This is a genomic window from Microbacterium sp. WCS2018Hpa-9 (assembly GCF_031843745.1).
In the GTDB taxonomy this organism is placed as follows: Bacteria; Actinomycetota; Actinomycetes; order Actinomycetales; family Microbacteriaceae; genus Microbacterium.
In genome coordinates this window covers 439,984-454,064 of the sequence record NZ_JAVTIY010000002.1, presented here as the reverse complement: position 1 = coordinate 454,064, position 14,081 = coordinate 439,984, and the positions used below count along the sequence as shown (strand labels likewise).

The following is a 14,081-nucleotide window of genomic DNA, read 5'->3' as shown; positions in this document are numbered from 1 at the left end:
ACTCATGACGACGGTGGCCGTGCGACGGCAGGCGCAGCGTCGCAGGTCTCCGCTCGTCGGATACCTGCTGCGCCGGATCGGAACATCGCTGCTCCTGCTCGTGGGGGTCACGATCGTGACCTTCGCGCTGACGAACCTCGTTCCCGGCGACCCCGTGTCGGCGGCGCTGGGTGAGGGAGCATCGCAGAACCCCGAGACGCGTGAGGCGTTCATCAAGGCCCAGGGCCTCGATCAGCCTCTCTTCGTGCAGTACTTCATCTATATGGGCAACCTGCTTCGAGGAGACCTCGGAACATCGCTGGTGACCGGGCGACCGGTCACCAGCGACCTGGCCACGGCGGTGCCGGCGACGATCGAGATCGCGATCAGCGCCATCATCCTCAGCCTCGCGGTGAGCATCGTGCTCGGAACGCTTGCCGCCTACCGTCGCGGCCTCGTCACCGACCAGGTCATCCGCATCGTGACGCTGATCGGCCTCAGCGTGCCGACGTTCTGGCTCGCACTGGTCAGCTTCTACGTGTTCTTCCTCGAGCTGCGCATCGCTCCGGGCTCCGGTCGCATCTCTCCGTCGATCACGCCGCCTCCCCGCATCACCGGGCTCTACACGGTCGACTATCTGCTCAACGGCGACGGCGTCGGATTCGCCGACGCCCTCGCACACCTGGCCCTGCCGGTGATGGTGCTGTCGCTCGTGACGATCGGTCTGCTCACCCGCTTCATCCGCACCTCGGTGCTCGAGGTGCTGGGCAGCGACTACGTGCGAGCCGCCCGCGCGAAGGGCCTTCCGGCCATGCGCGTCATCCTCGACTACGTGCTCCGCGGAGCATCCCTGCCGATCCTCACCATCGTCGGCGTCGCGTTCGGCTCGCTGCTCTCGGGCACGGTGCTCGTCGAGTCGGTGTTCGCGTGGCCGGGCCTGGGCACCTACGCCTACAACTCGGCGGCGAACCTCGACCTCCCCGGCATCATGGGCGTCGGTCTCGTCGTCGGCTTCATCTACCTCCTCATCAACTTCGTCGTCGATCTGCTCTACGGCGTCCTCGACCCGAGAGTGAGGATCGCATGAGCCGCATCGACTCGGCATCCGGCCCCTGGCGGTTCCGCTTCCGCTGGCCGCGCGCCTGGCGCACGCCTCTCGGGGTGATCGGCACCGTGATCGCGGGAGCCTGGATCATCGTCGCCTTCACCGCGCAGTGGTGGGTGCCGTACGGCCCGAACGCCCAGGTGCTGCCTCGCCTGCAGGCGCCCGGCATCGACACGCTGCTCGGCACCGACGGCAACGGGCGAGACATCTTCTCGCGGCTGATGACCGGTGCGACCGTGAGCCTTCCGCTCGCGCTCATGCTCGTGATCGCCGCGATGATCATCGGCACCGTGATCGGCGCGGTCGCCGGCTACTTCGGCGGCTGGGTCGACGAGACGCTGATGCGCATCACCGACCTGTTCATGGCGTTCCCGACCGTCATCCTCGCGATGGTCGTGGCAGCGTCGCTCGGCCCGTCGCTCTTCAACGCGGTGATCGCGGCGATCGTGGTGTCGTGGCCGCAGTACTCGCGAGTCACGCGCAGCATCGTGCTCGGCCTCCGCGGTCAGAACTACGTCATCGCCGGTCGTCTGCTCGGTCACTCGCCGCTGCGGACGCTGTTCGTCGACATCCTGCCGAACATCGCCGGCCCCGTGCTGGTGCTCGCGACGCTCGACATCGGCGCGGCGATCCTGCTGCTCTCCGGCCTGTCGTTCCTCGGCCTCGGGGCCCAGCCGCCGACCGCAGAGTGGGGCTCGATGATCTCCGCCGCCATGCAGAACTTCGACGCCTGGTGGCTGGGAGTCTTCCCCGGTCTCGCGATCCTCACCGTGGTGCTCGCCTTCAACTTCCTCGGTGACGCGATGCGCGACATCCTCGACCCGACGGCCGAGGTCACGCACGAGAAGCAGGCAGAGCACGTGGCATCGGCGAAGGGGGTGGCAGCATGAGCGCCTCGGCCCCCATGAGTGCTCTGAGCATCCGCGACCTGACGATCGACATCGGTCGCCCTCTCGTGCACGGCATCTCGCTCGACCTCGAGGCCGGTCGCATCCACGGCCTCGCCGGTGAATCCGGATCGGGCAAGACGCTCACCGCGCTCGCCGTGCTCGGGCTGCTGCCTCGGCAGGCGCGCACCGGCGGATCCATCACGCTCGCGGGGGAGGAGCTGGTCGGCATGCGCCGCCGCGCTCTCAACCGCATCCGGGGCAAGCGCATCGCGATGATCTTCCAAGACCCGTCGGCGTCGCTGCACCCGCAGCTGCCGATCGGCCGGCAGCTCACCGATCACATGCGCGTGCACCTCGGTCTTCGCGGCGCAGCGGCCACGGCCAGGGCCATCGAACTGCTCGAGACCGTGCAGGTGCCCAACCCGGATGCCGCGCTCAAGCGCTACCCCCACCAGTTCTCGGGCGGGCAGCGTCAGCGCATCGCGATCGCCTGCGCTCTCGCATGCGACCCCGAGGTGCTGCTGGCCGATGAGCCGACCACGGCCCTCGACGTCACGGTGCAGGCCGGCATCCTCCGTCTGCTGCGCGACCTCGCGACCGACCGCAACCTCGCCGTGCTGCTCGTCACGCACGACCTGGGAGTCATGAGCGCGATCGCCGACGAGGTGGCCGTGATGAAGAACGGGCAGATCGTCGAGCGCGCAGACCGCGAGACGCTGTTCCGCGACCCGCAGCACGAATACACCCGTACGCTGCTCGCGGCGCTGCCTGGATCGAAGCTCGAGATGGCGGATGCGGATCCCGCTCTGCTCGATCCGGTGCAGCCCGTGCCGTCGGATGCTGCCGTGAAGGATGCCGAAGAGGAGGCCGCAGATGAGTGAAGTCGCCGTCCTCGACGCGCAGGGCGTGGTCGTGCGCTATCCCGGAAGCCCGCCGGTGGTCGCCGTCGACGGCGTCTCGCTGACCGTCGCGCCCGGAGAGACCGTCGCGCTGGTCGGCGAGTCCGGCAGCGGCAAGTCGAGCCTGGCCCGCGCGGTCGTCGGCATCGAGAAGCTCGCCGGGGGAGAGGTGAACTTCCGCGGTGCGCCCGTGAAGCCGCTCGGCATCCGTCGACGCGACCTCGCGCTCACCGGCATCCAGATGGTGTTCCAAGATCCGTCGACGTCGCTCAACCCACGGCGCCGCGTCGGAGACCAGATCGCCGACGGCATCGCCACTGCCCGGGCACGCGGAGCCGAAGGATCGACCGTGCAGGAGTGGCTCGAGCGCGTCGGGCTGCCCACCGAGGTCGCGACGCGATTCCCGCACCAGTTCTCGGGCGGCCAGAAGCAGCGGCTCGCGATCGCACGGGCGCTCGCCGCACGGCCGTCGCTGCTCGTCGCCGATGAGCCGATCTCGGCTCTGGATGCATCGACCCAGACGAGCGTCGCCGGTCTCATGCGAGACCTCGTCGCCGAGTCCGGCGCCGGGATGCTGTTCATCTCGCACGATCTGGCCGTCGTGCGACGCATCGCCGACCGCACGTTCGTCATGTTCGCCGGGCGAGTGCTCGAAGCGGGCGCGACCGACCGCGTGTGGTCTGCACCGCAGCATCCGTACACTCAGGCGCTGCTCGCGGCGATCCCCGAGCCTGACGGAGCGGGCCGCATCCCGGTCGCACCGTCGACGAACGAGCGCACCGTCTGGTCGGAGATCGCCCCCGTCATCGACTGACGCGCGTCGTCTGTTCCCTCGCTCGGGCGCTCGCTCGGGAGGAGATCTGCCCCTCGGGAGGACGTTTCGGGCTTGAACCTCCTCCCGAAGGGCAGTTCTCCTCCCGAGGGACTTCCCGAGGGGCTGGCCGAGGTGCCCGAGGGGGTGGGCCGAGGGATGGCCCGGGGGCCCGAAAGGGATGACCCCAACGGATGCTGAGCCAGAACGAAGACTCCCGGAACGCACTGCGGGCCGAGGCGATCGCCCCGGCCCGCAGCATCCGCTCGTGGATCAGAGAGGTGCGACGATGTTCTGCTCGACGTCCCACTCGGTGATCTCGAGCGACGTCTCGATCATCTGGCCGGCGGCCTCGGTGCTGCCGGTAGTCGCCAGCACCACGTAGTCGTCGGTGACCTCGAACACCACGTCGACGGCGACGCCCTGCGCCTCGGACGTGCCACTCACGAGGTAGACGTCCTGGCCCAGGCGGCTGCCGGTTCCGGTGACGGTGAACTCACCGGTGAGCGCGCCCGCGGCCGTGGCCGGGTCGGTGCCGGCTGCCGTCGCGGCACCGCTGCTGAGCGCGGCGATGATCGGGTCGCTCGAGTTCGGGTCGGCGACCTGCCACTCGCTCGTCGACGTCTTGACCCATGCGTCGTCGCCGATCAGGATCAGCGATCCCATGGGCGTGATCGTCTCGACGGCATCCGTCTTGGGGTTGTACCGGGCGGTCGTGTCCATGCCCAGGATCGACGTCTTGGCCTGGTAGCCGGCCGTGTCGGTCATCGCCTCGGTGATGCAGGCGCCGAGCGCGGCGCCGTCGACGGTCGCGCCTTCGGTCAACTCGGGGCAGTCGGATTCGGGCGCGGTGGTCTCCTCCGCGGCTGCTGTGGGCTCTTCTTCGGCGGGCTTCTCGGCACCCGCGGTGCACCCGGTGAGCAATACGGTGGCGGTCAGGACGATGCCGACCCCCCACTTGTTTACGCGCATGGCGTTCCCCCTTCGGTCGTGTGCGCACCGATTGTCAGCGCGCACGCACTCCAGCATGCCAACTGCTCGGCGATACGCGTGGGGGCAGGCCGAAGGTTTCTCCGCTACACTGTCAAGGTTGTCTGTCATCAGGCGCCCACTCGGGCGGCTCGGCGGATGACGATCACACACCCTCCTGCTTCCGGGAACGTCCCGGAAGCCGTTCTAGTCCGAAGGAGGTGGGTAAGTGACGCACCAGTACGAACTCATGGTCATTCTGACCCCCGAGATCGACGAGCGCACGGTCGCCCCGACGCTCGACAAGTTCCTGAAGGTCATCACCAACGATGGTGGCTCGATTGACAAGGTCGACATTTGGGGCAAGCGCCGTCTGGCTTACGAGATCCAGAAGAAGAACGAGGGCATCTACGCCGTCGTCAACTTCACCGCTACCAGCGAGGCCACGCAGGAGCTCGACCGTCAGCTGAAGCTGAACGAGCAGATCATGCGCACCAAGGTCCTCCGTTCTGAGGAAGCTCAGGCGATGGTCGCGTTCGAAGCGAAGCGCACCGAAGAGAAGGCTGCTCGCAAGGCCGCCAAGGCTGCGAAGGCCTGAGTCCGATGGCCGGCGAAACAGTCATCACCGTGGTGGGCAACCTCACGGCCGACCCCGAGCTGCGCTACACGCAGAACGGACTGCCGGTGGCGAACTTCACCATCGCTTCGACGCCTCGGAACTTCGACCGCGCCGCCAACGAGTGGAAGGACGGCGAAGCGCTGTTCCTCCGCGCGTCGGTCTGGCGCGAGTTCGCCGAGCACGTGGCGGGTTCGCTGACCAAGGGCATGCGCGTCATGGCGCAGGGCCGTCTGCGTCAGCGCTCCTACCAGGACCGCGAGGGCAACCAGCGCACCGCTATCGAGCTGGAGGTCGACGAGATCGGCCCCTCGCTTCGGTACGCGACCGCGCAGGTCACCCGTGCGGCGTCGACCGGTGGCAGCGGTGGCGGTGGTGGCGGCGGACAGTCGCGCCCCGCACAGCAGCAGCAGGTGTCGGAAGAGCCGTGGTCAACGCCCGGCTCGTCGACGAGCGCAGATGCCTGGAGCACTCCGGGCAGCTTCGGCGACGACACCCCCTTCTGAAACAGGATCTCGGGATGCTTCGGCATCCGTCTCATCATTAAGGAAAAACAATGGCTGGAAAGTCTAGCGGCGACCGCCGCAAGCCGCGGAAGGGTGGCAAGCCCACCGCTCCCGCGAAGTCGATCCGGGTCGGAGTCATCGATTACAAGGATGTCTCCACCCTCCGCAAGTTCGTCTCGGAGCGTGGCAAGATCCGCGCCCGTCGTATCACCGGTGTTTCGGTGCAGGAGCAGCGTCTGATCGCCACCGCGATCAAGAACGCACGCGAAATGGCACTCCTGCCCTACGCTGGCGCAGGCCGGTAAGGGGTAACGAGATGGCAAAGCTGATTCTCACGAACGAGGTCGCCGGGCTTGGTAGCGCCGGTGACGTGGTCGAGGTCAAGAACGGGTTCGCCCGCAACTACCTCATCCCCAAGGGCTTCGCTACGGCGTGGACCCGCGGTGGCGAAAAGCAGGTCGCTTCGATCCAGGCTGCTCGTCAGGCTCGCGCGATCCACGACCGCGACGAGGCCGTGGCACTGAAGAACTCCCTCGAGACCACCAAGGTGCGCCTGGCCGTCAAGGCCGGCAACGAGGGTCGTCTCTTCGGTTCGGTCAAGACCGATCACATCGCGGATGCTGTCGCAGCCGCGGGTCTCGGCTCGATCGACAAGCGCAAGGTGCACATCCCGTCGGCGATCAAGTCGGTCGGTGAGCACGAGGCCACGGTTCGTCTGCACGACGACGTGACCGCAGTCATCACGCTGCAGGTCGTCGCCGCCAAGTAAGGCGCGACGCTCTCGAACGCCCTCTGTCCTTCGGGACAGGGGGCGTTCTGCGTTCGTGGCCGGTCGGTGTTTTCTGAGGGTTCGGTGATGTCGGCTAGCGGGTGAGACCGAGTTCGGCGGCGCGACGGGGATTCGCCGGCAGCGTCTGATCGACGTCGACGGACCGTGACCACCCCTCGTCCCTGAGGGGGATGCCGCGAGACACGAGAGTGCGCACGGCTTCGTCGATCCCGTCCACGAAATCTCCTCCGACGTGGGATCCGGCGACGAGCGAGACGATGACGCGGATGGACTGCGCGTCGACCGGCCCAATCCAGGTGACGGCGACGCCTCGGACAGACAGCGGACCGAGCCTGGTCGTGAGGCTGGAGAGCCCGCTTCCGCCGATGAGGACATCGCCGACGACCGAACCGCGTCTGTAGATTCGCTGGACTCCCGCCTCGGCACCGGGCGCCTCTGCGCGGAAGTGGGCAGCCTGCATCGCCCGATCGACCTCGCCCAGGGCGATATCGGCGGCATCAGCCGGGAGGCGAAACGTCCGTGCGCCGTTGACCGCCCACCGCAGGCGGCGCGGATCTTCTGTCACAGCGGCCACCGCGACACCTGCGATGCACGCTCCGGCTGACCGTAGTCGACCTGCATGACGACCTCCCGTCAGAGAGTCTAGGCGCGTCGTCCTCGGCCTCATCCGAAGCGTCTCCTGCGGGTTCCGGGCACGACGGATGCCCCGCGCTGGGGACGCGGGGCATCCGTGAACTGTGCGGCATCGCAGACGCGGGCAGGTCTGGGGAACCTGCTCAGGGCATCACGGACCCGCACACCGACGGTGTCGCATCTCCTCCCCCGAGGACGTCGACACCGCCGGGGTCTGCGGCTACGCCGTCATGGGGCGACGACGCAGCATTCTGGCCCCGAGGAGGAGCAGGAGTGCGGCGACGGCTGCGAAGCCGAACGTGGACGAGCCGCCGGTGGCGGCCAGCCCCTCTGCCGGAGCGGATGTCGTCACGGCTGCGCCGCCCGCGACAGCGGTCGCGGACGTCCCGGCGTCGGTGCCGGTTCCCGTAGTCGTGCCGGGAGTCGTGCCGGGATTGGCTCCGGGATCTGTCCCGGGGTCTGTGCCGGGGTCCGTCCCTGGGTCCGTGCCGGGGTCGGTTCCCGGGTCGGTTCCGGGGTCAGTTCCGGGGTCTGTGCCGGGGTCCGTCCCTGGGTCCGTTCCCGGGTCGGTTCCGGGGTCTGTTCCGGGATCGGCCGGGGGCGCCGCCACCGTGCTCTCGCCGATCACGGAGATGGCGTTGCCGCCGATCGTGATCGGTGCGGTCACGGGTGCGGTGACCTGAGTGCCGCCGAGGATTCCGTCGTCACCGGTGGTGGTGCTGCCGGTGGTCGGGGTTCCTGTGGTGGGTGCGGTGGTGCCGGTTCCGCCCGTCGTCTCGCTGTCTCCGACGATGGAGATCGCGTTGCCGCCGATCGTGACCGGTGCCGTGACGGGTGCAGTGACCTGGGTGCCGCTGACGACTCCGTCTTCGCCCGACGTCTCCGGACCGGTGCTGCTGCCTCCGGACGAGGGTGCGGTGCTGCCGGTGGCTCCGGCGCTCTCGCTGTCTCCGATGACGGAGATCGCATTGCCGCCGATCGTGACCGGTGCCGTCACGGGTGCGGTCACCTGGGTGCCGCTCGCGACTCCGTCTTCGCCTGATGTCGACGCTTCGGTCGACCCGGTTGCGCCACCGCTCGAGGAGGCCGGTGCTGCGGCATCCTGCTCGAGGGTTTCGCTGTCGCCGAGCACGGTGATCGCGTTGCCCGACACGGTGACCGGAGCGTCGACGTGCAGCGGGGCCTGGGTGCCCGACAGCAGACCGTCGTCGCCGTTCGTCGTGATCGCCGGCGCGGGCGCCGGGGGAGTCGGGGCCGGGGAAGCCGCAGCCGGCGCCGCCGACTCGCTCGAGGAGTCACCGAGCACGGTGATCGCGTTGCCGGTCACCGTGATGGGCACGACGACGTCCACGACGGCTTGAGTGCCGGATGCGGTGCCGGAGTCGCCGCTCGTGGTGGGTGCCGGTGCCGGAGCCGGTGCGGGCGCCGGAGCGGGTGCGGAAGCCGGTTCCGGAGCGGGCGCCGTGGCCTGCTGCGCGGAAGAATCTCCGAGCACGGAGACCGCGTTGTCGACGATCGTGACGGGAACCGAGATCGATGCATCCGCTTGGGTGCCCGAGAGCAGGCCGTCTTCTCCTGAGGTGTCTGCCGCGTTGGCGGCGGTTGCGCCGAGCAGGGTGATCCCGCCGGCGAGAAGCGTGCCCCACAGGGCCCGCTTGATGTATGTACGCATGATGTCCTTCTCCTGACTGGAACTGGGTGTGTCTGGATGGGTGCACGCGAAGAGCATGTGCGCGCGCAGCACGGCATCTGTCGTTCACGAGGAACGACCGGACAACCCGTCAGTCAGGAGAGACGTCGGTGTCGGCGACCAGAGACGTCGGCAAGACGTCGTCGGGTGCACCGGGGGTGCGCTCCACAGCACGGAACGCAGCAAGACCCGCGTCGCTGAGGCGCGCGGGGGAGAGTGAGGAGGATCCGCTCGATCCGGCGGATGACGAGGGCGCTGCGGGAGCACCGGCGGGCGGTGCGGACGGCGAGTTCCTGTCGTCGGATGCCGGCGCAGACATGCCCCGTGCAGCAGTGGACGCCGCCGGCTGAACGTCGGATGATGCCGGGTGGCCGGCGGGCTGAAGGCGCGTGACAGCCGCGGCGCTCACGCCCGACGAAGCATCGGCTGCTGCAGCGACTCCTGCAGCGTTGGAGTCGGGTGAGGCGGGGCTGGGAGCAGCGGAGCCGGGTTCAGTTGCCGGTGTGGCAGGCCAGAGGGGGGTGACCCCCGGGACGACCGGTGGCACCGTGTTCTCTACGACTCCGCCTACGATCGGTGCGACCCCGTCGACGACTCCGACGACCCCGTCCACGACCGTGGGCACTCCGACATGGTCGATCACGTCTCCGACGATCGGCAGCTCCGCGAGCACGTCGGTCACGGGGGTCACGATCTGCGCGACCGGGGATCCGTCGAGCACGTCGGTCACGGGAGTGACGGCTGACTGCGCGGTGTCGGTGACCACGTCGACGATCGGCGAAGTCGCCGGGCCGACGACCGGAACCTGTGCGATCGCCTCCGTGACGTGTTCGACGATCGGCGGAGCGACCTGCTGCACCGGCTCGACGACCTGCTCCACGACGTGCGTGACGACCGGCTCGACGACCTGGGTGACGGCCGGCGTCACGACCTGGGTGACGACGGGCGCAACCGGCTCCACGATCGGCGAGGTCGCTACCGTCACGGTGTCTTCGACGGTTGAGACCGTCTCGCTCACGACAGAGGAGACGCCGTCGAGCAACGAGTCGTTCGAGTTGTCGTCCGCGCTCGCAGACGACCCGCCCGTGAAGATCGTGATCGCCGCCCACGCGACCGCGCCCAGGCCACCCCAGAGGGCGACAGTCGGAAGGCCGCGCCGGGCTTCTTGAGCGTTCACGTCGACTTCCCTCCCCCGAGAGTGATCGTTCGTCGTCGACGCACACTGCGTCGATTGCCGGTGACGATACTCCCGGTATATCGCGATGTCTAGAGGGTTCCGCTCGAAAACGACGGCATCTGTCGCACATTTCGGAGGGTTGCGCAGTGTGACGCGCCCGGTTGAATCTCGGCTTGACTTTCCCCAGGTTCTGCACATCCCCCACCGGATTGGATCAACCTTCAATGCCCGGTTGAACCACGTTCTCATCCACAGGTTGGGGAAACTCTAAACCCCAGGCCAAGGCAAAAAATAGAACGACGTTTTGAGGTACTCCACCGAGTTATCCACATGCGTTCTGCACAGACTCTCCGGACTTGTTCGCACGCTTTCCACATAGTTATCCACAGGTCGTGTTGCGACCGAAAACCCCCGCTCGTAGCGTGGTGCAGCGACCCGATGTCGGAAGTGCCTGGTTTGCTGTGCGAACGGTCCTTCTCGAGCTGAATCGCATCGAGTGACCGACGCAGTCGGCCCCGAGCACACCGGAAGAAACGTCGCATCGAAGGGAGCAGTGTGTCGATCGCCGACATCTCAGAGGAGCGCCTCGGAGGCAAGCGTCCGCAAGAGCGCACACCCCCGCATGACACGCTCGCCGAACAGAGCGCGCTGGGCGGAATGCTCCTCTCGAAGGATGCTGTCGCCGATGTGATCGAGACGCTCAAGGGCGCCGATTTCTACATCCCCAAGCATGAGCTCATCTTCGAGGCGATCCTGTCGCTCTACTCGCACGGCGAGCCGACGGACGTCGTCGCCGTCACCGACGAGCTCATCAAGACGGGCGAGCTGAGTCGCGCCGGCGGTGCCGACTACCTGCACACCCTCACCTCGATCGTCCCCACCGCGGCGAACGCCGGCTACTACGCGGGCATCGTGTCGGAGCGGGCGATCCTGCGTCGTCTCGTCGATGCGGGCACCCGCATCGTGCAGCTCGGCTACGACGGCCAGGGCGACGCGACCGACATCGTCAACAACGCTCAGGCCGAGATCTACTCGATCACCGGCTCGGAGACCGCCGAAGACTACGTGCCGCTGCAGATCGCGGTCGATGCCGCGCTCGAGGAGATCGAGGCAGCCAGCGGCCGCGACGGGTCGATGACGGGCGTTCCGACGGGCTTCAAAGAGCTCGACGAGCTGACCAACGGCCTGCACGGCGGGCAGATGATCGTCGTCGCCGCGCGTCCTGCGATGGGTAAGTCCACGCTCGCGCTCGACTTCGCGCGCTCGGCATCCATCGGTCACAACATCCCCTCCGTCTTCTTCTCGCTCGAGATGGGCAAGAGCGAGATCGCGATGCGTCTGCTCAGCGCCGAGGGGCAGATCCCGCTGCAGAACATGCGTAAGGGAAACCTCGACCCTCGCGACTGGACGACGGTCGCCGCGACTCGCGGGCGCATCAACGACGCCCCGCTCTACATCGATGACAGCCCGAACATGACGCTGGTGGAGATCCGCGCGAAGTGCCGTCGACTCAAGCAGCGCGAGGGGCTGCGGATGGTCATCATCGACTACCTGCAGCTGATGACGTCGGGCAAGCGCGTCGAGTCGCGTCAGCAGGAGGTCTCGGAGTTCTCGCGAAGCCTCAAGCTCATCGCCAAGGAGCTGCAGGTTCCGGTCATCGCGCTGTCGCAACTGAACCGTGGTCCCGAGCAGCGCACCGACAAGAAGCCCGCGATCAGCGACCTGCGTGAGTCGGGCTCGATCGAGCAGGACGCCGACATGGTGATCCTGCTGCACCGCGACTCGGTCTACGACAAGGACGTTCGTCCGGGCGAGGCCGACCTCATCGTGGCCAAGCACCGTAACGGCCCCACGGCGACGATCACCGTGGCCTTCCAGGGTCACTACTCGCGCTTCATGGACATGGCGCCGGGCGGCGACTTCAACTGAGTCGGGCCCTGAATCCCGCGCTGGTCTGAGCCCACCTGTTCGTCGTACGATGCTGCTGTGGCGACCAACATTGACCCTCAAGAGATCGTGAAGCAAGTCACCAACCGACTGGCTGAGCGCTATCCCGAAGTCCAGCAGGAGCACATCTCGTCGCTCGCCGTCGAGGAACTCGGGAAGATCTCGAACAGCAGAGTCACCGACTATCTGACCGTGCTCACCGAGCGCGCTGTCCGTAGCCGCCTCGCGAAGTAATCCGACGAGACACCTCGTAGCGGACAGACTCGTGAGCCATCGCCCCCGGCAGTGATCGTCGCGTTTCGCGAACCCGGGATGCAGCAGGAGTAGCCTTCGATCGTGGCCAAAGTCTTCGATTCCATCGACGAGAACCTGACGCAGTGGATCGAGAAGCAGCCCCTGTGGTTCGTGGCGACAGCGCCCCTGGGGGCGGAGGGGCACGTGAACATGTCGCCCCGCGGCCACGACTCGTTCTCAGTTCTCGACGCGCATCGGGTCGGCTGGGTCGATTACACCGGCAGCGGCATCGAGACGATCGCGCACATCCGAGAGAACGGACGCGTGTGTCTCATGTTCAACTCGTTCGACAGTCGCCCCCGCATCGTTCGGCTGCATGGTCGGGGCGAAGTCTTCCTTCCCGGACAGCCTGGCTTCGACGAGGTCGCGTCGCGGCATCCGGCGCACCCGAGCACCCGGGCCGTCATCACCGTGAACGTCACGCGCGTCAGCGATTCATGCGGGTGGGGAGTGCCGGTCATGGAGGTGAAGGGCGAGCGCGACCTGCTGCGCCTTCAGGCCGAGAAGAAGGGGGAGGACGGCATGGCCGAGTATCGCGCTTCTCGCAACGCGGTGAGTATCGACGGACTGCCGGGGTTCCCCACCGAGCTCTGACCGGCGCCTGCGGTGCGCCGGTCGCACCCCGCTTCGAGCTCAGCGCGTGAGCAGGGTCACCCGGATCTTGTCGGCGACGGCCTCGCGCAGCGGGCGCACCGCTTCGGCATCCCACGACTCGGGGTTCGGGAACGACCACTCCAGCACCTCGCCGCTGGGGGTGGAGGGCAGGGTGAGCCCTGGCTTCATCAGCACCACGACATCGGCCGTATCGAGGTCGTCGCTCGTGACCGCTCGGGGCACCCGGTCGGTGATGTCCATGCCGAGTTCAGCGACTGTGGCGGCCACTGCCGGGTTCACCTCGTCGGCGGGCGAGAGACCTGCGGAGGTCGCGACGAAGCGATCACCGGCCAGGTGCTGCAGCAGAGCGGCGCCGAGCTGAGAGCGGCCGGCGTTGTGCTGGCAGATGAACAGAACGGTCGGGGCGGTGTCGGTCACAGGTTCTCTTTCTGGTGGGGTTCAGCTCGCGGCAAGACGGGGCGCGAGCTGGATGATCCGGCGCTCCAGCTCGTCGTAAGCGGTGTCGAAGGCGTCGACGGAGCCGACGCGAACCGGGTCGGGGATCGACCAGTGCAGGTGACCCGAGACGCCGAGCTCTTCGTGGGCGTTGTCGCACACGGTCACCACGAAGTCGGAGTCGGTCAGCACGGCATCCAGAGCGCGGGGCGACTCATCGGGCAGATCGAGGGAGTGCCGATCTGCCGCCGCCACTGCGCCAGGATCGATCCGCTCGGCGGGGTGCGTTCCCCCAGAGGATGCGGGGATGCTGCTGTGGGTCGACCACAACGCGGCAGCCAACTGGGATCGGGCCGAGTTCGCGGTGCAGACGAACACGACGCGGCTTGCCTGCTCGACCCGCCCCGGTGTGAGTCCGTGCAGTGCGGTGTCGGTCAGGTGGACATAGCTGCGCCGCTTGTCGGCCTCCGACCGCGAACGCGCCACGATCCCGACGGCTTCGAGCGCGTTCAGGTGATGCGTGATGAGGTTCGCCGGAAGCCCGAGCGCCACCCGAATCTCGGTCGGAGACAGGTCGCCCAGCGTCAGCAGGTCGACGATCCGCAGGCGGGACGCATCGCCCAGCGCCGCGTGCTTCGCTGCACGGGATTCGACATCGGTGATTCGTTCAATGTTCATTGTCTCAATCTTGACTGAACTACCCCGCTCGGGTCAAGATGGATCGA

At 67.6% G+C, this 14,081-nt stretch carries 17 protein-coding genes; 11 read left to right on the top strand and 6 right to left on the bottom strand.

What is annotated here, in order from left to right; translation table 11 throughout:
* The first annotated feature begins 4 nt into the window (after nucleotides 1–4).
* From RQG82_RS06010 to RQG82_RS05995, 4 genes are read left to right on the top strand one after another with little or no spacing between them, the layout of a single operon-like run.
* Nucleotides 5–1,066, top strand: a complete 1,062-nt coding sequence (locus RQG82_RS06010; RefSeq protein WP_311258202.1) for an ABC transporter permease — start codon at nucleotides 5–7, stop codon at nucleotides 1,064–1,066.
* A complete protein-coding gene (locus RQG82_RS06005; protein ID WP_311258201.1) occupies nucleotides 1,063–1,974 on the top strand; it encodes an ABC transporter permease in 912 nt (303 codons plus the stop codon). Before RQG82_RS06010 ends, RQG82_RS06005 begins: the two co-directional genes overlap by 4 nt.
* Entirely contained in the window at nucleotides 1,971–2,855 is an 885-nt protein-coding gene (locus RQG82_RS06000; protein ID WP_311258200.1) for an ABC transporter ATP-binding protein, read from the top strand. The genes RQG82_RS06005 and RQG82_RS06000 overlap by 4 nt, the downstream gene beginning before the upstream one ends.
* On the top strand, nucleotides 2,848–3,687 hold the full coding sequence (locus RQG82_RS05995) for an ATP-binding cassette domain-containing protein (protein ID WP_311258199.1): 840 nt from the start codon (nucleotides 2,848–2,850) through the stop codon (nucleotides 3,685–3,687). Before RQG82_RS06000 ends, RQG82_RS05995 begins: the two co-directional genes overlap by 8 nt.
* A gap of 270 nt (nucleotides 3,688–3,957) precedes the next feature.
* On the opposite strand, the gene RQG82_RS05990 is transcribed toward RQG82_RS05995, so the two are convergent.
* On the bottom strand, nucleotides 3,958–4,656 hold the full coding sequence (locus RQG82_RS05990) for a hypothetical protein (protein ID WP_311258198.1): 699 nt from the start codon (nucleotides 4,654–4,656) through the stop codon (nucleotides 3,958–3,960).
* Between the two features lie 226 nt (nucleotides 4,657–4,882).
* On the opposite strand from RQG82_RS05990, the gene rpsF reads away from it, so the two are divergent.
* Genes rpsF through rplI form a run of 4 tightly spaced genes read left to right on the top strand, consistent with a single transcriptional unit; the run spans nucleotide 4,883 to nucleotide 6,544 of the window.
* Entirely contained in the window at nucleotides 4,883–5,251 is a 369-nt protein-coding gene (gene rpsF, locus RQG82_RS05985; RefSeq protein WP_311258197.1) for a 30S ribosomal protein S6, read from the top strand.
* A gap of 5 nt (nucleotides 5,252–5,256) precedes the next feature.
* On the top strand, nucleotides 5,257–5,775 hold the full coding sequence (locus tag RQG82_RS05980) for a single-stranded DNA-binding protein (RefSeq protein ID WP_311258196.1): 519 nt from the start codon (nucleotides 5,257–5,259) through the stop codon (nucleotides 5,773–5,775).
* A gap of 50 nt (nucleotides 5,776–5,825) precedes the next feature.
* The gene (rpsR, locus tag RQG82_RS05975) at nucleotides 5,826–6,080 is read left to right on the top strand and encodes a 30S ribosomal protein S18 (RefSeq protein WP_042541518.1); all 255 of its coding nucleotides are present in this window, start codon (nucleotides 5,826–5,828) and stop codon (nucleotides 6,078–6,080) included.
* 11 nt (nucleotides 6,081–6,091) lie between these two features.
* On the top strand, nucleotides 6,092–6,544 hold the full coding sequence (gene rplI, locus RQG82_RS05970) for a 50S ribosomal protein L9 (protein ID WP_311258195.1): 453 nt from the start codon (nucleotides 6,092–6,094) through the stop codon (nucleotides 6,542–6,544).
* 94 nt (nucleotides 6,545–6,638) lie between these two features.
* On the opposite strand, the gene RQG82_RS05965 is transcribed toward rplI, so the two are convergent.
* The 3 genes from RQG82_RS05965 to RQG82_RS05955 all read right to left on the bottom strand — a co-directional run bounded on the left by RQG82_RS05965 (nucleotide 6,639) and on the right by RQG82_RS05955 (nucleotide 10,065).
* On the bottom strand, nucleotides 6,639–7,139 hold the full coding sequence (locus RQG82_RS05965) for a hypothetical protein (RefSeq protein ID WP_311258194.1): 501 nt from the start codon (nucleotides 7,137–7,139) through the stop codon (nucleotides 6,639–6,641).
* Between the two features lie 279 nt (nucleotides 7,140–7,418).
* Complete coding sequence (locus RQG82_RS05960; protein WP_311258193.1) at nucleotides 7,419–8,870, bottom strand: chaplin family protein; 1,452 nt, start codon at nucleotides 8,868–8,870, stop codon at nucleotides 7,419–7,421.
* Between the two features lie 109 nt (nucleotides 8,871–8,979).
* Nucleotides 8,980–10,065, bottom strand: a complete 1,086-nt coding sequence (locus RQG82_RS05955) for a hypothetical protein (protein WP_311258192.1) — start codon at nucleotides 10,063–10,065, stop codon at nucleotides 8,980–8,982.
* Nucleotides 10,066–10,620: 555 nt separating this feature from the next.
* Here RQG82_RS05955 and dnaB point away from each other — a divergent pair.
* The 3 genes from dnaB to RQG82_RS05940 all read left to right on the top strand — a co-directional run bounded on the left by dnaB (nucleotide 10,621) and on the right by RQG82_RS05940 (nucleotide 12,900).
* A complete protein-coding gene (gene dnaB, locus RQG82_RS05950; RefSeq protein WP_311258191.1) occupies nucleotides 10,621–11,994 on the top strand; it encodes a replicative DNA helicase in 1,374 nt (457 codons plus the stop codon).
* A 57-nt stretch (nucleotides 11,995–12,051) separates the two neighbouring features.
* Nucleotides 12,052–12,246, top strand: a complete 195-nt coding sequence (locus tag RQG82_RS05945; protein ID WP_311258190.1) for a three-helix bundle dimerization domain-containing protein — start codon at nucleotides 12,052–12,054, stop codon at nucleotides 12,244–12,246.
* Between the two features lie 102 nt (nucleotides 12,247–12,348).
* Nucleotides 12,349–12,900 (top strand): pyridoxamine 5'-phosphate oxidase family protein, encoded by a 552-nt coding sequence (locus RQG82_RS05940; protein ID WP_311258189.1) that lies wholly within the window; start codon nucleotides 12,349–12,351, stop codon nucleotides 12,898–12,900.
* Nucleotides 12,901–12,939: 39 nt separating this feature from the next.
* On the opposite strand, the gene RQG82_RS05935 is transcribed toward RQG82_RS05940, so the two are convergent.
* Both RQG82_RS05935 and RQG82_RS05930 read right to left on the bottom strand, forming a co-directional pair.
* Nucleotides 12,940–13,338, bottom strand: a complete 399-nt coding sequence (locus tag RQG82_RS05935) for a low molecular weight phosphatase family protein (RefSeq protein ID WP_311258188.1) — start codon at nucleotides 13,336–13,338, stop codon at nucleotides 12,940–12,942.
* Nucleotides 13,339–13,359: 21 nt separating this feature from the next.
* A complete protein-coding gene (locus RQG82_RS05930) occupies nucleotides 13,360–14,034 on the bottom strand; it encodes an ArsR family transcriptional regulator (protein ID WP_311258187.1) in 675 nt (224 codons plus the stop codon).
* Between the last annotated feature and the right edge of the window lie 47 nt (nucleotides 14,035–14,081).